Origin of the sequence: Ochrobactrum sp. EDr1-4 (assembly GCF_049199085.1) — a bacterium.
In the GTDB taxonomy this organism is placed as follows: Bacteria; Pseudomonadota; Alphaproteobacteria; order Rhizobiales; family Rhizobiaceae; genus Brucella.
In genome coordinates this window covers 33255-50828 of the sequence record NZ_JBLZOF010000007.1, presented here as the reverse complement: position 1 = coordinate 50828, position 17574 = coordinate 33255, and the positions used below count along the sequence as shown (strand labels likewise).

The following is a 17574-nucleotide window of genomic DNA, read 5'->3' as shown; positions in this document are numbered from 1 at the left end:
CGCCTAATAAAACTGTTGTCGTTCAACTCACTACCACGGATCTGGGTGGACTAACGCGAAATGGAAATACGGTTTAAATCCTGGTGAAACTCAACACTCTCATTTATGCACGCCCAAAAAGTCGCGTCATGAGCGACTTCTTGCTTTAGTGAAAATTCCGGCTCTTCACCTTCAGCGTGTCGATGTGAAGATCCGGTATAAAAATATCTCGAATGGGCATCGCCGGCTTCGGGGCCTCGCGCTGATCAGGCCCGGCCCCATGCTTGATCTGGTCGCCTCGCCCATGCGGAACCGGAAAGTCACTGTCCCGCTCGCCAAGGCTTGAGAGATCGCCGGAGAAGTCGAACAGCCGTTGGGCCACGAGATGGACGACCTCGCCCTCACGTTGGATCTTGCCGTGGATCCCCATCATCGAAGCGGTCATCAGCACCCGGCGCTGGCGCTCAAACAGTGACGGCCAGACGACAGAGTTGACGATCCCGGTTTCGTCCTCAAGCGTCAGGAACATCACCCCCTTGGCCGAGCCTGGGCGCTGGCGGACAAGCACGAGTCCGGCTGTCCACAGCCAGCGGCCATCACGCTCGGACATGGCTTCGGCGCAGGTCACGATCCGCTTCGCTCGCAACTCCTGTCGCAGGAAACTCATCGGGTGTTGGCGTAGCGTCAGGCCGGTATGGGAATAGTCCTCGACGACCTTCCTGCCCTCGGTCATCGATTTCAGGGCAACATCGGGCTCAATTGCTTCCGAAGCCGTCCGCGCGTCGCGCGCGTCCGCCGCAGCCCAGAGCTCGAGCGGCTCGTTGCGCAACGGTTTGATATCCCAGAGCGCCTGCCGGCGCTCCAAGCCAAGGGATGGCAGGAATGCGTCTGCTTCGGCCAGCTTGACCAGCGCTGCTGTCGGCACGCCGGATCGCCGCCACATGTCATCGGCCGAATGGAACGGCTCCTCGCCGCGGGCGAGAACGATCCGGGCAGTGTCATTCTCAGAGAGCCCTTTCACCAGACGCATCCCGAGCCGGACTGCCAAGCGCCCTTCCCGACCGGTCGGCTCCATCACGCAGTCCCAGCGCGAGGCGTTTACGCAGACGGGCCGGATCTCGACACCATTCTTCCGGGCGTCCTGAACGATCTGCGCGACACTATAGAAGCCCATGGGCTGGCTATTGATCAGCGCCGCACAGAAGATATCCGGGTGGTGGCACTTGATCCAGCAGGAGGCATAGGCGATCAGCGCAAAGCTTGCGGCATGGCTCTCCGGAAATCCATAGGAGCCGAAGCCTTCGAGCTGGCCAAAAGTTTGTTCGGCGAATGCGCGGGCGTAACCATTCTTCAACATGCCGGCGATCAGCTTGTCCTTGAACTTGCTGACGCCACCGGTGAACTTGAAAGTCGCCATGGATTTGCGCAGCTGGTCGGCCTCTCCAGCTGTGAAGCCGGCACAAACCATCGCAACCCGCATCGCACTTTCTTGAAACAGCGGCACACCCAAAGTCTTGGAAAGAACTGCTTCGAGTTCAGGCGTCGGATAAAAAGGCTCCTCCTTGCCCTCGCGTCGGCGCAGATACGGATGCACCATGTCACCCTGGATCGGGCCGGGGCGGACGATCGCAACCTGAATGACGAGATCATAGAAGGTTCGGGGTTTCAGGCGCGGGAGCATTGCCATCTGAGCCCGGCTTTCGATCTGGAATGTGCCGAGCGTCTCGGCCTTGCGGATCATCGCATAGGTCATTGGATCCTCCTGCTCGACATCGGCAAGACCCATGGGCAGGTTCTTGTGTTCGGCCAGAAGATCAAAGGCGCGGGCCATGCAGGAGAGCATGCCAAGGCCGAGCACGTCCATTTTCATGAATTTGAGGACTTCAATATCGTCCTTGTCCCATTCCACCACCTGCCGATCGTCCATGGCTGCAGGCTCGATCGGCACGAGATCGTCGAGCCGGTCCTGGGTCAGGACAAAGCCGCCGGGATGCTGGCCGAGATGGCGGGGCGTGCCGATCAGCTCGGCGGAGAGTTCGAGTGCCAGGCGCAACCGGTAATCGGTGGCGTTGAGGTTGTTGTCCTTCAGCTGCTTTTCACCGATCGCTTCGCGGCTGAAACCCCAGACGCCGCAAAGAAGCTGGGTGATCAGGTCTTCCGGCAGGCCGAGCGCCTTGCCGACATCCTTCATGGCCCCTTTGGTCTGGTAGCGCAGGACGGTGCAGCAGAGCGCCGAGCGCGACCGGCCATAGGTCTTATAGATCCATTGGATCACCTCTTCGCGCCTGTTGTGTTCGAAATCGACGTCGATGTCCGGCGGCTCGTCGCGTTCCCGGCTGACAAAGCGTTCGAAGAGAAGGTCCGAGGTCTCCGGATTGATCGAGGTGATGCCGAGGCAATAACAGACGGCGGAATTGGCCGCTGAGCCGCGACCCTGGCAGAGGATGTCCTTCGAGCGAGCGAAGCGGACGATCGAATAGACGGTGAGGAAATAAGGCGCGTATCGCATCTCGCGGATGAGTTCAAGCTCATGCAGAATGGCTTTGCGGACCTTGTCGGGAATGCCTTCGGGATAGCGGTCGGCCGCCCCTTCCCATGTGAACTTCGTCAGCGACTGCTGGGCATCGAGGCCGGGCACGATCGCTTCTTCCGGATACTGATATTGCAGCTGGGACATGTCGAAGCGGCAGCGCTCGACGATTTCGCGGGAGCGGGCAAGCGCCTCGGGATATTCAGGAAAGAGCCGGTGTATCTCTTCCGGCGCCTTCAAAAACCGGTCGGCATGGCGTTCGCGGTCGAAGACGACATCGTCGATTGTCGTATGATTGCGGATGCAGGTAACGATATCCTGCATCTGACGGCGGCCCGGTTCATGGAAGAGCACGTCATTGGTGACGACGGTCTTCACTTTGTGGCGCGCGGCGAGGTTTGAGAGATTGTGGAGGCGCAGTTGATCATTGGGACGCCGGCGCAGGCACAGGCTAACATAGGCGCGATCGCCGAAGATCGCCGCGATCTTCCGCAACTGTCCGGCATAGGTATCGTCAGCCTCGTCGGGCACGAGAATGGCGATCAGGCCGTCGCTATAGGCTTCGACATCGGTCAGATCGAGAATGCAGCGGCCCTTTCCGCCCCTGCCCTTACCGAGTGAGAGAAGCCGGGTCAGCCGTGAATAGGCCGGTCGATCGGTCGGATAAACGAGGAGCGACATGCCGTCGGTCAGATCAAGTCGGCAGCCGACGACAAGCCGGATCCCGGTCGCCCGCGCCGCCTCCCAGGCGCGTACGATACCGGCCAAGCTATTGCGATCGACGATACCGAGCGCCTCGATCCCGAGTGCAGCCGCTGTCTCGAACAGTTCCGGTGCGGAACTGGCACCGCGCAAGAAGGAGAAGTGGCTGGTTACTTGAAGTTCGGCATATCTCATCCGAAAACTCCATGCAGGAACCACCGATGCGCGCCGGTCTCCATGTGGACGCCATCGCCGGTGCGAAACACCCAGTAGCGTTCACCCCGCTCGTCCTCGACAACAAAGTAGTCCCGGACCGCCTGCTTCTCAGCCGGACGAATCCACCATTCGCCGAAGATGCGCTCCGGTCCGTCAGCGCGCCTCACTCGCCGGCGCTTGCCGCGCCAGGTGAAGACGGCTGGCGGATGGTCGGGAAGCACGTTCATCACCTCGATCGGATCGGGAATGGCGAGCAACCGGGTGGGGCGCGGCCATTTGGCCGCCCAGTCGGCGCCAGTTTCTGCGGCCGTCGGCGCGATACGCGCGATCGACCGCTCCGGCACATCCGAGGCGATCGGCGTCACCCTATAGAGGCGCTGGCCGCGATTGCCGAGGATATCGACGAGCGGGGTGACATCGATGACCTCTTCCTCGATCAGAGAGGAGGTGGCCTGCTTTTCTTCCAGCGGCTCGGCCATGATCGCGACCAGTACCATCCGCTCGATGCCGAAGCCCGGATCGATCGCCTCGATCCGGTCACAGATGAGCTTCGACAGGCGTGCCGGATCGCGCACCGGCTTGGCGAGGCCGGCGCGGATCGACTGGCGGGTATTGTCAACGCGGTGGATGATGAGGTCCGAGCGCCGGACACCGAGGCCGCGCGCCTCAAGTTTTTCCGTCAGCTGGGAGACCAGCCGCCGGACATATTTGGCGATCGTCTCCGCCGCGCCGATCGGCTCCTGAAAGTTGCGGGCGACCTCGACAAGCGCCGGGGTCCGCAAAGGCTCGATCGGCTCGGAGAGCCGACCGAACATCTGATCGAGCCTCCGCCCGACTTCCGGGCCGAAGCGCAGGGTCAGCGGCGGGCGCGGCATGGCCGACAGTTCACCGACAGTCTCGACGCCGAGCACACGCAACGCCTCGATCGTGTCGATGGGCAGCCGGAGGCACTGGATCGGCAGGCCAGTAACTGCCCCTGCGATCTCACCAGCCGCGATGATACTGGTCTCGGCCCGCCGCATGCGGGCAATCGCATGCGCGGCACCCCAGGTGTCGGCGACGGCCGCCCGCGCGGTCAGGCCCTTGGCCCGCAGCGAATTGACGAAGCTGGCGATAAGCGGCAATTCCCCGCCGCGCAAATGATCGGCACCTTCGGTGTCGAGGATCAGCCCGTCGGTGCCATCGACGGCAACGACAGGGCTATATTGGCGAAGTGCCCAGAGCACCAGGCGTTCCAGTGCCGCCGCATCTGCAGCCAAATCCGCATCGAACATCACGAGGTTGGAGACAAGCGCCTGCGCCTTGCTGGCCGGCATGCCGACGCGCAGCCCAAGTTTGATGGCCTGCGGTTCGACGGCGGAAAGCCAGCGCTTGGCGCCGGATTTTGAGACGACGACAAGCGGCTGGTCAGCCGGCACGCTGTCCCCACCGGTGCGCCGGATGCGCTCCGTCGGCAGATACGGGAAGAAGACAGATACGGCCCTGGGCATCACAGGCTCCAATTTCGAACTCGGCACACTCGCCCGCTTTGACGCGCATCAGCTCGGCCAGCCAGCGCGCGCGTCCGACGCCGGCGACGGGTAAGGGGTCGGACGGCAGGACGCTGACCCGCCACCTGGTCGTCGATGCCGTCGGCTGGCCGTAATCGGAGGCTTCGGTCTGCCGGCGCCAGCGGCGGAGCGCCAGCCCCACCGTACCGGTCTTCTCGGCGGCGAGCTGCAGGCGCCGTGAGGCCGTCATCGGCAACCGGACCAGTTCGCCCACGACAGCGCCGAGCCCGCCGAAGGCAAGCCCCTCCTCCATCGAAGCCAGGACATCCTCCTCCTTATCGGCCTCGCAGAAGATGACGCGATCGGGATGCAGGCCTGCCTGCGAGATCGCCGGGAAAAACAGATCCGGTCGCGTCAGGCACCAGAGAACCTTGCCTTTCGAGCGCGCCGCGACGCCAGCGACGAACAGGGCGGCGGCGGCGCCATCGACGGTCCCCGCCCCTCCTCCGGCAACCTCGTGCAACGCACCGAAAGCAAGCCCTCCGCCGGGGAGGTGCCTGTCGATCTCGGCTACGCCGAATGGCAAGACCGCGGCCTTGCGGTTCGCCGATCCCTCAAGGTGAGCAATCCTGTTTCTCAAGTCCTCGATCATCCGAGGAGTATGGGCGCGTGACATCGTTCACGGACCTCCTCAGGCTCGCGTTTTAGGTTTTCATGTCCAAAGGGACGAAGATGTTCCCTTTTTGTTCCTAAAGCCAGAAAGAGTCAAGCGGGCGGATTCTACCGTCCACAGTCGTGAATTGGCTGCTTAAACACGATTCACGAAGAGAATCATGGATATAGCCTTGTCATTCATGGAACGGGGAAGTGAAAATTCTCCTATTCAGACTTTCCTTAAATTGAAAAGACCGGGACCATCAGATTCCAGAGTGTCAGAAAACTGTCTATATTTCTGACAGGAGAATTGTTATGCAAAGACTAACAACACAGATCATGGCTCACGCCGGGCAGCTGCCCGAGGGAACGGCGCTTTCGGCAAAGGTCTTCCTGCATTTGGGAAATCGTGCCGCGGTAGACCAGGCATTGTCACGTCTGCATGAACGCGGCGAGCTCGTACGGGCAGGTCGTGGGGTCTATCTGAAGGCGATCAAAAGCCGCTTCGGTATCCGATCCCCGACGGTAGACCAGGCCATAGAAGCGGTTGCGCACCAGCGCGGTGAGGTGATCGTTTCAAATGGTGCTGCGGCTGCAAACTCGCTGGGGCTGTCCACTCAGGTGCCGATCTGGTCCATCTATTTCACATCCGGCCGGAGCCGAACCATGACGGTCGGAAGCCAGACTGTCGAGCTGAAGCACGTCCCGCGCTGGCAGCTCGCCCTGGGGAACAAGCCTGCCGGCCTTGCAGTCCGCGCGCTTGCATGGCTTGGTCCTGAAAAGGCAGAAGAGGCACTTCTGAGCATCAAGCAGAAGCTTTCCGCCGAGGCGTTCAGCGAACTCGTCGCGGCTACCCCCCAGTTTCCCAGCTGGCTTGCCCGCAGCGTAGGAAAGGCCGCCCATGGCTGAACAGTTTTTGCAGCTCTCATGAGACGATCGGAGAGATGTTCTTGCGATCGCTGCAGAGAAGGCCGGGCGGCCAATCCATCTTCTGGAAAAGGACGCATGGGTCGTCCGGGCTCTGCAGACCCTCTGTGGGACGACGCTCGGCCATGACCTCGTTTTCAACGGTGGCACGTCCCTCTCCAAAGCCTACAAGGCCATCCGCAGGTTTTCGGGTCGGGGTGCAAGCCAAACGTAGGCTATGCGTGCACAGATCGTCGAGAATATTTGCAATATTGTCGCCCACTTGAGCTAAAGCTCGTGGTTGAAAGCGCCTAAGCAACAGAAAAAGCCGATTATGTTCTAAAACTTCATCGAGATGCAATTAGCCAAGGCCGGCTGTTTGGACGTCCGCTTCCGATTGTGGAATTCCATCTAAACGAGCCTGTAATATTAAGTTGACTATTGTAATCATATATAAGACTAAGAGATAATTGAGCAGCATGAAGCTGCCAATTCGGTGGGCGACACTCCAAGCTCGGCCGCTTGATCGGCATCACGTATATTCCGAATGAGTTCTATTGATGTGGAACCTGAAAAGCCTTTTCCAGAGTCATGCGCGAGAGCTTAATCGCTTTTTTCGGCGCAGAGGACACAATGCGGAAACGGCGGCCGATCTCACACAAGATACATTTATACGTTTGATGTCTGCCACGCCGTCGGCCAGAGAGCATAATTCTCGCGCATATCTTCATCAGGTTGCACGCAATCTCTCAATCGACCTTTATCGACGCGAGCGCATCGTTGAATTTGTCAACATGCCGGATGAGGAATGGCGGCGGCTGGCGGATAGTACACCGACACCGGAAACGATTGTTTATGATCGGCAGCGACTTGCTATTATTGAAAAGGCATTGCTTGAATTGCCTGAACAGACGCGCCGCGCCTTTGAATTACACCGTCTCGACGAAAAAACCATAACCGAGGTCGCTGGCGAACTCAGCCTGTCAGTATCCCGGACATGGACCTTGATCAAACGCGGATATATGCATTTGCGTTCTCGCTTAAACGAAGACAATCCTTCTTATTAAAGCGAGAGGATGCCTGATTTGCATCAGACGAAATGCTCTGGCTCTTTTTTATTACGCATATCTTTTTCCGAAAACCGGTTTCCGTTATTCGGGATGTGCTCTGGGACAGAAAATTTCTCTCTCTTAATCGTTATAGCTTGTACGAGTTGATTTTCTAAAGCCGTTCAGCAAGCGAACCAGCTGGACAAAAGGACTAATGCTTCATGGATGAGAAAATTTCGCAGGACGAAAGGCTTTTCGAGGAAGCTCTCGATATTGTCATGCGCATTCAGGAAGACCCTGACAATCCCGTTACGCTTGAGCTCGTCAGTCGATGGCGCGCACGCAGTCCTGATCACGAAGTCGCCTGGCGTGAAGCCATGGAAATTTACGGCATGACAGGCAAGGTCATGCGTGACCAGCGTCGCGCCACATCGTCAAAAATATCACGACGCTCTTTGCTAACAGGCAGCGCAGCAGGCCTTGCCGTTATTGCGGCCGGAGCATTGTTTGGACCGCAGCTGATCTTGCAAGCACAGGCTGATTTCATGACGACGTCAGCTCAGCTAAAGGACGTATCTCTTTCTGACGGCAGTCAGGTAACGCTTGGCCCAGATACGGCAATCCGTTTGCAGTTTGGCGAAAGCGAACGCCGGGTAGAGCTTCTTGCTGGAATGGCATTCTTCGATGTGAAGTCAGACCCTGCGCGTCCGTTTAATGTGCAGACGGGTGATCTTACAGCGACGGCTGTTGGGACGGCTTTTGATGTGAGCAATGATGCGGGTTATCTCACCGTGTCGGTTGATCATGGACTGGTTGCAATCAGGCCAACAGGCGCAAATGATGCGCCCACACCGCTCGGGCAAGGCGATTGGCTATCGTTTAATGAACAAACGCACAATTTTGAACGGGGCAACCGAGATGCCTCGCAAATCGCGGCATGGCGACAGGGTTTACTCGTTGCTGAACGTGATACAATTGCCTCTGTAGTCGCACGTATTGCACGCTGGCAATCAGGCAGGGTCTTATTGGCACAGTCCAGTTTTGGTGCTCAGCGCATCAGTGGTGTATTCGATCTGAACAATCCTGCCGCCGCTCTGGAAGCCGTTGTTGAGCCGTATGGTGGCCGCGTGCGACAGGTCTCACCATGGCTCACTATCGTTTCCTCAATTTAATGAATTTATTTTTTTATGGGGGGAGAAAATTTTGAAACCCTGCTCGTTTTAAACATCAGGGTCGGAAGTTAGCCGCTGCCATACAACCGCCTTTTCACTACTGCGTCAGCCAAAATCGATCCCGGTTTAGGAGAGAACGATGCGTAGATTCGAGGGATTAGAGCGTATTTGATGCGTCCACGAAGGCGCACGACGTTCTGGGTATTGGAGTGGTTGAGCGATGGGGCTTCGGGTTAATAAAAGTGCTGCGCGACGTTTCGGAACACGGGTTCTGACAGCTGCATTGATGGGATCTGTGTGTGTTTACGCACTCTCCCTTTCCACATCTGTTCAGGCTGAAGCGCAGACTTCACAGCAGATTTCATTCAACATACCCGCTGGGTCGCTCGCTGCGTCGCTTGCCAGTTTTGGCCGACAAGCAGGCATGCAGGTCACATACCAGCCGCAGATTGCAGCATCAAAACAGGCACTAGCCGTTTCGGGCACGATGTCACGCCAGGACGCACTTGCGCGTCTGCTGTCCGGTTCAGGTATTTCCTATCGCTTCACCGGAACAAATACCGTTGCTTTGGGTGATCAATCAGCAGCGGCGCAAGCTCCATTATCAGCTGACGGTACAACGCTTCTCGATACGATTACTGTTTCTGGTGGTGCGGGTATCACGCCAGCTGACGCCCCTTATTATACCGCAGCACCAACCAATTATATTTCCGCTCAAACCATTGAGCGTTTTCGTGGCTCAAGCCCGGCCGATATTTTCCGTGGCACGCCGGGTGTGATGTCTGGTGAGGCACGCAATGGTGCGGGTTCGATTGACGTTAATATTCGCGGCATGCAGGGCATGGGGCGTGTTGCGACCACCATCGATGGCGCTGAAAACAGTGTCACCGTCTATCAAGGTTATCAGGGCCTATCCAACCGCACCTATATCGATCCTGACCTGATCGCAGGCGTCGACATCAATAAGGGATCGGACGCATCATCACGCGGCATTGCTGGCAGTGTCGCGATCCGTACCCTTGATGCCGATGATATTGTTAAAGAGGGTGACGGTTGGGGTATGCGCGTCAAAGGCGAGTTTGGCGGCAACTCCTCCACGCCTCAGGCAGGTGCACTGGGCGGGTATAAGTGGCCAAATTCACCTTCAGCTGCGCCTGTTGCGATTGGATCGCCCGACGGGATGGATAGGCCTTCCTTCCTGAAGCCAACCAATGGCTCAGCAAGCATTATCGCGGCAATCAAAGAAGAAAATTATGATTTCTTTGCCGGCTATGCTTATCGAAAGCGCGGCAATTATCATGCTGGTAAGAACGGCCCGGCGGCAGATCCAGTGGATACTGGTCCAAGATCAGTTTGTAACACCACCGGAACATGGTGTCAGAACTGGCCGAACTATCTCGAAAACGGTGGGCTCACAAACTATCGTGCTGGCGAAGAAGTTCTCAACACACAGCTTGAAACCAAATCATTCCTGACCAAGACAACATTGCGTTTTGATGGCGGTCATACGCTCAAGCTTGGATACACAGGTTTTCGTGGCGAGGCAGGTGATCTGCTGGCATCGCGCTTTACCAGTGATAAAACACAACCGACACAGCAGGAAGTTACCTCTGGCTCTACGCTTGATACCGGCACACTACGTTACAGCTGGGATCCAGATGACAATGATCTGATTGACCTGCGCTCCAATCTCTGGATCACAAAGCTCCAATTGCGCAATCCGCGCCGCGGCAGCACATTTCCAACGTCAGAATCTGTTGGCCTACCAAAAAACTTCCGAACTGGATCGGATACGGTCATGTGGGGTTGGGATGTCACCAACACATCCAAATTTTCACTGGGAGACTATGGTGACCTCGATCTGAATTACGGTATTTCTTATCTCAACGAAGATACGCGCCCGAGCAAGCACACCAATGAGCTTGAAGGCTGGCTCAACCTGCGCGATGCTGATCGTGATGAACTTGGTCTGTTCACTAAGGCAGCCTATAAGCCGGTTGATTGGCTGACACTGAATACAGGCTTGCGCTATTCGCATTATTGGTCGAACGATCGCCGCACAGAAGCCAACAGTGTAGAACAGCTCAACCCGGAACCAAAACGTGATTCAGGTGGCCTAAGCCCTTCGGTTGGCGTAACTGTCGAGCCGTTTGACGGAAGCCAGCTCTATGTCAACTACTCAAACGCGCTGCGTTATCCGAGCATGTTTGAGTCAGTTTCAGCCTTTACGGTTATTCCAAATGCTATGCTTGAACCTGAGCGTTCCAGCAACTGGGAGGTTGGTGCCAACTTCACCAAGGAAGGCCTGCTTGGAGGTGATGACCGTGGCATGGTCAAGTTGAGCTACTTTAACTGGGACGTTAAAAACTACATCGCGCGTGCTTATCGAGAGTTTTACAATTCTGCAGGCGAATTTTCGTTCACTGGTATGCAGGTTTATAATATTGACCGCGCACGTTTCTCTGGCCTTGAGTTTTCAAGCCGCTATGAAGCTGGTGGATTTACCGCAGACTTGTCAGCCAATTACTATCTTGGCGTAGAATTCTGCCGCACATCAAATACATGCGGAGAGAAGTCGCTTTATGGCGATTATGCCACCAATCAGGTGCCGCCTAAATACAGTGTCGATCTAACCCTGTCGCAGAAGATGCTGGAAGACCGGCTGACATTGGGCGGTCGTGTTTCCTACATTGGTAAGCGTGCAATTGGTCACGGTGATGTGACGGCGGTCGGTGCGAGCCAGTTTATCGCACAGACGAAATGGGATCCGTACACGCTGGTCGATGTGTTTGCGGAATATAAGGTCAATGACAGCCTCACAGCGACATTCCGTGTCGAAAACCTGACCGACCAATATTATGTCGACCCGCTTGGCCTGGTAAACCAGCCTGGTCCGGGACGCACATTCTATGCAGGTCTGACCAGTAATTTTGGTGGCGACCAGCGTTTAGCGCAGCTCTCGCCATTCTCCCGCACGCAGGGCGGAGCAAATGCAATCAACTGGACCGGCTTTTATGGCGGCGTTCATACTGGGATGAATTCAGGCAGCACGTCGTCAACAACGACAGCACTGGATGGAACGACTGATCCGATATCCAGCAGCGAATCCTTTGATCACGGCATCGGTAACTCCGCGATGTTTGGTGTTCAGGCTGGCTATAACTATCAGTTTAAAAATCGCGTCGTTTTCGGCGTGGAAGCTGACGTCAGCAAAATTCGCATGAAGGGATCAAACCTCACCTATATGGAACCAGAGTGGATTGGCCCGCGCAACGATATTGCTGGCATTCAATCCAACACGAATTATGAACTCGATTGGAAAGGCTCCATCCGTGGGCGTCTCGGCTACGCGTTTGATAATCGCTGGATGGTTTACGGAACAGCCGGTGTCGCCTTCGCACATCAAAAAATGTCACGCGACCAGTATCGCTTTGATGAAGTTTCTTATTCTAAGAACACACTGTTTTTCATAGAAAAAGATTCTGGTGTACGCACGGGTCTGACCGTTGGTGGCGGCGCTGAATATGCAATCAACGATCGATGGTCAATTTCTGCCGATTACACTTACAGTCGCTTTGGTAATAAAAGCTTCAGTTTTGATAATGCCCGGTCCGGCACCGGCTTGGATTACTATCAGCCTGTGCAAGTTGGTACGGAGATTATTCCGGTCGATCCATGGAACTGTGAGGTATTAGGCGGTGTGTTCTGTGAACCGATGGAACAACCAATTATGGAATACGTTCCTCAAACTGGTAGTTCAAATGTCGTGAATGGCCGCAAGTCATCCAACTCCCTGGACACGCATACAGTTAAGTTAGGCCTTAACTTCCACTTCTAGTACCAAAATGTGCAACATTTTTTGCCGAGCCGTTTTTTTCGCCTCGGCATTGCAAAAAATGGGGCGCTCAAACGTCTTAATAAACAGAGAGGTCAATGTCCGGTTCGAACCGAAGACATGCCAGATAACAGGGACACACGATATGACTGATGCCGCCGTACCTGAGCAACCCGTTGCTCTTCCCCGCTCGAAACGTTTAAAGGCGCGGACCACAGGAAGGCATGAACGCCTTGATCAGAGCATCATGGCCGGCAAACCATTTTCCAATCGTGAGCGCTATGCAATGTTTGTGCAGGTGCAGTATCAGTTCCACCGCGATATCAATGCTCTTTACGATGATGCCGCTCTTGATGCGTTGCTCCCAGATCTGAAGGGTCGTCGCCGTTTCGAACAGGTTGGTCAGGATCTTAATGACCTTGGGTTTGAACTACCTGCACCTGAAGCAGCACCTGCTTTTGCAGAAGGTACTGAAATCGATCTGCCAACTGCGCTTGGCTGGCTTTATGTTGCTGAAGGTTCCAACCTCGGCGCTGCTTTCCTACTCAAAGAAGCACTGAAGCTCGAACTGACAGAAGAGTTTGGCGCACGCCATCTCGCTGGCGCGCCTGAAGGTCGTGGCTTGCAATGGCGTACATTTACCGCAGCACTGGACGAAATTGACCTCACCGAAACTGAAGAAGAACGTGTTGTTGCGGGAGCAGAAGCTGCTTTCCGTCGCGTTCATGCACTGGTGCGTGAAATATTCGCTTAATCCTCACATATCGTAATGGCCCCAATCTGATGGGGTCATGTTTCTGAAAAGGGTCACACCAGAAAAGATTCATGTGATGCGATTTACCAGACAAGCCGAACTTTCGATTGAATTGCTCGTTCTCTGCGCCCGCAATTTGGGCCGCCAAGCTGTCACGACACGTGAGGCTGCAGAAGCAACGGGCACGACGAAGGATCATGCAGCGCAGATCGTCTCGGATCTCATTCATCACGGCTTTCTGGTCGGAACGCGGGGGCGCGGGGGCGGCATTCGGCTTGCTTGTGAGCCCCGTGCCATCAATGTTGGAACCGTGCTGCGTTTGATGCAGCCGGGTTTCGACAATCCTATTGAAGCAGAAAAAGACAGTAATGCAGGGTCTGCCTTTGGGCATTTGTTGCAAGCTGCACAGCGGTCATTTGTTTCTGCTTTTGATGATTTTACAATTGCCGATCTTGCTTTCCAGACAGAAGATGGACGCCTTGCATGTCTTGATTGTGATCTGCTTAGCATGATCAATCACGGGCAAATGCTTTCACATTTTCGCCGTAAAGAGAAGGTCGTTGAGATGCCTGTATGGGCGGAGCTGTCATGAACGGCAATAGCGACAACCACGATCTGCGTGGTGGCGTGAGCGAGTTAGCACTTTGGGCGGGAGCATGTCTTGTGGTGCTTTCGGTTCATGTTGCAGCTGTGATGTGGCTGATGCGTGAGCCGGAAATGGCAATGGCGGACGATACGCCTCCGGCAGCAATCATGATTGAACTGGCCGAAACACCGGAAGCCACGACCACGGAGGAAAACGAAATTTCTCCTGATCAAGAAACGGCTGATGCAAGTGCACCTGCGGAGAAAGTCGAAGACCCCGTAGAAGAGCCGGAAGTTCAAGAAGAAGAAATTGTTCAAAAAGAGCCAACGCCGGTTGAGCCGGAAGAAATGCAGCCAGAAGAAGAACTGACGCAACTCGAAAATGTTGAAGTTCCTCTGCCGAGAGCCAAGCCGAAGCCTCCGGAGACCAAAAAAGAGATTGAGAAGAAGCCCCCCGTTAAAAAGGAAGTCGTAAAGAAGGAAGAGCCTAAGAAGACGCCCGTCAAACAGCGCCAGCAAGAGCAGGCGTCGTCAAAGCAGTCGGTCAAGGCACAGGCGCAGGTGGCACAGACAAACCGCAATGCAGCCCGTCAATCGGCATCCGGCTTATTCGCATCTTCGATGACACCAGCGCGCTGGCAATCACGCCTGATGGCTCATCTCGAACGTCGCAAAAAATATCCTTCCGCTGCGAAATCACGCGGGGAAGAAGGCGTCGTTTACGTTCGTTTCCGCATTGATGATAGCGGAAGGGTATTGTCGGCATCACTCGCCAGGTCTTCGGGATGGCCGGAGCTAGACAGCGAAGTTTTGTCACTGGTTCAACGCGCTTCGCCTGTTCCAGCACCTCCGCCGGATGCCAACAAGACAATTACGGCACCAGTTAAATTCTCTCGGCGCTAAAAAAATAAGAGGACTGAAACCATTGGTTTCAGTCCTCTTTGTTGTCAGAATTTCCGGCTGAACGAGACTTTGAAATTAGGGTCTGGCATGGCAGTGATGCCGTCACTCAGGTAACGATGATCAGTGATGCGAAGCTGGTGCGCTTAATGTCCCGCAGGGCGCGCTCCCCAGATAACGCTGCATGCGAGGGCTCTTCGACAGACTGAAAACGGAGCTCTTTTACCTGCGTGATTGGAGGTCAAGCACGATCGAGCATTTTATCAAAGAAGTTGATAGCCAGAGTCGATGGTACAGCGAGACGCGGATCAAGATATCACCTGGCGCTCGAAGCCCAATCGAATATCGAAACAGTCTTGGCATTGTGACGTAAAACCAGTCCAAGTTTTTATCCGCACCCCCGACATAGAAATCTTTAGTATCGTTAAGCTCTAGGAATGCCAAATGCCGAGCAATCGCACGAGATCAGCATAGTGTTGGTAAGTGTGCAACAGCAATATCCATCAACAATAGTAGTAGTTGGCGGAGCGCGAAGCTTGACGCATCATAAAGTTTCATCCTCCCGGCTTCCTGGTGGACTCGAGGTGGATGGCCCGCCATGCTATCTCGCGACAATCCGTGTCAGGCTATCTCAAGCAGGGCTGGCTCGAACCGGTCACGGCAGGCGTTTACCGTCACCCATTCTCCTCAGATACCAATCCAGAAGCTGTCAGAGGCCGCAAGATACCTCTCCTCTCAGCCGTCTGGCTCATGCGGCATGAGTTCCATGTCGGCGGGGCGAGCTCCCTCAACTTGCGGGGACATACGCATTACCTCTCGTTCGGCAGCGAATTTGTGCTCTATCTCTACGGCTCCGATATCCCGACATGGCTATCGAAGCTGCGGACGGACGCCGATGTGAAGACCAGGAGTAACGTCCTGATCCGCGAGGGCTCGACCGGCGTCGAAAACGCGGAATTCGACCTTTCCAACGACGAGGATCCAGAGCTGGCACAAAGCCCAAAATCACTGCCCTACATTGATGTGGACTGCAAGACTTTCAACCGCTCCTCCAAGCCTTACACCGGAAATTGGTGCTGCATCGCGATAATCTAAACCCGTCGCAAGACGCACATAGCGATCATTGGGACAGACATTGTTCGCCGCATCAAATCCCACCCAGCCCAGACCATCGACATGTGCCTCGGCCCAAGCATGGCTGGCCGTCTGCTCATCGGTGCCTTCCATCAGCAGATAGCCCGAAACATAGCGCGCCGGAATTTTCAGCAGCCGCGCGGCAGACAAGAAGATTTGGCTGTGATCCTGACAAACGCCCTTCCCTGCTTCCAGTGCGCTTTCGGCATTGGTCGCAACGCTCGTCGTACCGGGCACATACTCCACGGCCGTGTGAACCTTTCCCATCAAATCGTGCAGCAAGGCCAAACGTTCCTGATTGACGCTTAAATCTGCCGCCAGCGCTCGGATGCGTTCTCCCGGAAGTGTCAATTGCGTTTCGCGCTCAAACAACCACAGAGGAGCGTATCCATAAACTGGTCCAAGAACGCCAACGCGGTCTTCCACATCAACGCTACCGCTGGCAGTGATGATGATTTCAGTGATATTGCGCACGTGCTGAACAAGGTCGGTTTTGTTGCCGAAACCATCGATATAGGAGACTTCCGGCTCTCCGCCTTCTATCTTCAATTCCCAATGTTTAACGAGCTGACCGGGAAGTGTCGGCGGGCGCAGGCGCAGGCGCTGAACCGCATAAGGAACCGGATTTTCGTAGCGATAATGGGAAACGTGCCGAATATTGAGCAACAAGCAATCACCTCAATAGAAGTTATAGGTTTCCGCGATCTCGTTGCCGAGCCGGTTGTTACGCGCAATGAACTCTGTCAGAAATTCATGCAGGCCTATGTCAAAAATAGCGCTGATGTCCTGATTTTGTAGTGTTGCGTAAATCTTGTCAGCCGTCTGATGGCATACATCGCTATCGCCATAGTCCTTGGCGAGGAAATTCAAATGCCCGTTGATACTCTGGTAGCAATGATTGAGCGAGCGCGGCATACGACCATTCAAAATAAGATAATCCGCAACGTGCGCCGGACGATAATCGCCATCATAGACCCAACGATAAGATCGATGTGCAGACACGGATCGCAGGATTGACTCCCACTGATAGTTGTCAAGCGTTGTTCCAACATAGGACACCGCAGGCAGCAGCACATAATATTTTACGTCAAGAATGCGTGCCGTGTTATCGGCACGTTCAATAAATGTACCGAGACCCGCAAAATCGAAAATCTCATTGCGCAACATCGTTCCGTGAAACGCGCCGCGGATCAGTGCTGTCTCACGCTTGATCTGATCAAGCAGTGGCGGCAGGTCTGCTTCTTTGAGTGGCTTGCATAATGATTTTTTAAGGACCATCCACGCTTCGTTGATGCTTTCCCATGCCTCGCGCGTGAGTGCAGTTCGCACCATACGCCCATTGGAGCGTGCTGTTTCCATGCAAGACATCACGCTGGAAGGATTATCCATATCGCGCAGCAGGAAGTCAGCGACATTAGCAGCATTATAAGCCTGATGTTTTGCTGAAAATGACTGACTTGCGCCAGCCGAAACCACGACGGAAGACCATTCTTCCGGTGCATCCGATGTTTTTGTCAGTGCCATACGCAGTCCCGCATCGACCAGACGCGCCATATTTTCGGCACGTTCAATGTAGCGAAACATCCAGTAAAGCCCGTTTGCCGTACGGCCAAGAAGCATAAGTTCATTCCCCTTTGCACGCTCTGATCTTTGCGTCAGTTGCTGCGT

The 17574-nt window shown here is 55.3% G+C and carries 13 protein-coding genes and 2 pseudogenes; 10 read left to right on the top strand and 5 right to left on the bottom strand.

The window, feature by feature from the left end; all coding sequences use genetic code 11:
- Positions 1–145: 145 nt before the first annotated feature.
- The 3 genes from ACOZHT_RS18635 to ACOZHT_RS18625 are packed head-to-tail and all read right to left on the bottom strand — an operon-like array spanning position 146 to position 5593.
- Positions 146–3406: an error-prone DNA polymerase gene (locus ACOZHT_RS18635; RefSeq protein WP_421566214.1), complete on the bottom strand. Its 3261-nt coding sequence runs from the start codon at positions 3404–3406 to the stop codon at positions 146–148.
- A complete protein-coding gene (locus ACOZHT_RS18630) occupies positions 3403–4917 on the bottom strand; it encodes a Y-family DNA polymerase (protein ID WP_421566213.1) in 1515 nt (504 codons plus the stop codon). Before ACOZHT_RS18630 ends, ACOZHT_RS18635 begins: the two co-directional genes overlap by 4 nt.
- The gene (locus ACOZHT_RS18625) at positions 4835–5593 is read right to left on the bottom strand and encodes an ImuA family protein (RefSeq protein WP_339514633.1); all 759 of its coding nucleotides are present in this window, start codon (positions 5591–5593) and stop codon (positions 4835–4837) included. The genes ACOZHT_RS18630 and ACOZHT_RS18625 overlap by 83 nt, the downstream gene beginning before the upstream one ends.
- Before the next feature lie 293 nt (positions 5594–5886).
- Between ACOZHT_RS18625 and ACOZHT_RS18620 the strand changes: the two genes are divergently transcribed.
- The 10 genes and pseudogenes from ACOZHT_RS18620 (at position 5887) to ACOZHT_RS18575 (ending at position 15867) form a co-directional block, all read left to right on the top strand.
- Positions 5887–6480 (top strand): DUF6088 family protein, encoded by a 594-nt coding sequence (locus ACOZHT_RS18620; RefSeq protein WP_339514631.1) that lies wholly within the window; start codon positions 5887–5889, stop codon positions 6478–6480.
- Between the two features lie 46 nt (positions 6481–6526).
- Positions 6527–6688: pseudogene (locus tag ACOZHT_RS18615) on the top strand (nucleotidyl transferase AbiEii/AbiGii toxin family protein); the annotation flags it as partial.
- Positions 6689–7037: 349 nt separating this feature from the next.
- Entirely contained in the window at positions 7038–7544 is a 507-nt protein-coding gene (locus ACOZHT_RS18610; RefSeq protein WP_339514629.1) for an RNA polymerase sigma factor, read from the top strand.
- 203 nt (positions 7545–7747) lie between these two features.
- Positions 7748–8698, top strand: coding sequence for a FecR family protein (locus tag ACOZHT_RS18605; RefSeq protein ID WP_339514627.1), 951 nt, complete (start codon positions 7748–7750; stop codon positions 8696–8698).
- Between the two features lie 220 nt (positions 8699–8918).
- Positions 8919–12536 carry a TonB-dependent receptor domain-containing protein gene (locus ACOZHT_RS18600; RefSeq protein WP_421566212.1) on the top strand — a complete coding sequence of 1206 codons (3618 nt, stop codon included), beginning with the start codon at positions 8919–8921 and terminating at the stop codon, positions 12534–12536.
- 142 nt (positions 12537–12678) lie between these two features.
- Positions 12679–13287, top strand: a complete 609-nt coding sequence (locus tag ACOZHT_RS18595) for a biliverdin-producing heme oxygenase (RefSeq protein ID WP_421566211.1) — start codon at positions 12679–12681, stop codon at positions 13285–13287.
- Positions 13288–13324: 37 nt separating this feature from the next.
- Positions 13325–13879: an RrF2 family transcriptional regulator gene (locus ACOZHT_RS18590; protein ID WP_339514621.1), complete on the top strand. Its 555-nt coding sequence runs from the start codon at positions 13325–13327 to the stop codon at positions 13877–13879.
- Complete coding sequence (locus ACOZHT_RS18585; RefSeq protein WP_421566210.1) at positions 13876–14775, top strand: cell envelope integrity protein TolA; 900 nt, start codon at positions 13876–13878, stop codon at positions 14773–14775. The genes ACOZHT_RS18590 and ACOZHT_RS18585 overlap by 4 nt, the downstream gene beginning before the upstream one ends.
- 110 nt (positions 14776–14885) lie before the next feature.
- Positions 14886–15145, top strand: a pseudogene (locus ACOZHT_RS18580) (IS3 family transposase); the annotation flags it as partial.
- Between the two features lie 170 nt (positions 15146–15315).
- Positions 15316–15867, top strand: a complete 552-nt coding sequence (locus ACOZHT_RS18575) for an AbiEi antitoxin N-terminal domain-containing protein (protein WP_421566292.1) — start codon at positions 15316–15318, stop codon at positions 15865–15867.
- On the opposite strand, the gene ACOZHT_RS18570 is transcribed toward ACOZHT_RS18575, so the two are convergent.
- Both ACOZHT_RS18570 and ACOZHT_RS18565 read right to left on the bottom strand, forming a co-directional pair.
- The gene (locus ACOZHT_RS18570; protein ID WP_339514308.1) at positions 15778–16575 is read right to left on the bottom strand and encodes a transglutaminase family protein; all 798 of its coding nucleotides are present in this window, start codon (positions 16573–16575) and stop codon (positions 15778–15780) included. The genes ACOZHT_RS18575 and ACOZHT_RS18570 overlap by 90 nt on opposite strands.
- Before the next feature lie 9 nt (positions 16576–16584).
- On the bottom strand, positions 16585–17526 hold the full coding sequence (locus tag ACOZHT_RS18565) for an alpha-E domain-containing protein (RefSeq protein WP_339514309.1): 942 nt from the start codon (positions 17524–17526) through the stop codon (positions 16585–16587).
- Positions 17527–17574: the final 48 nt, after the last annotated feature.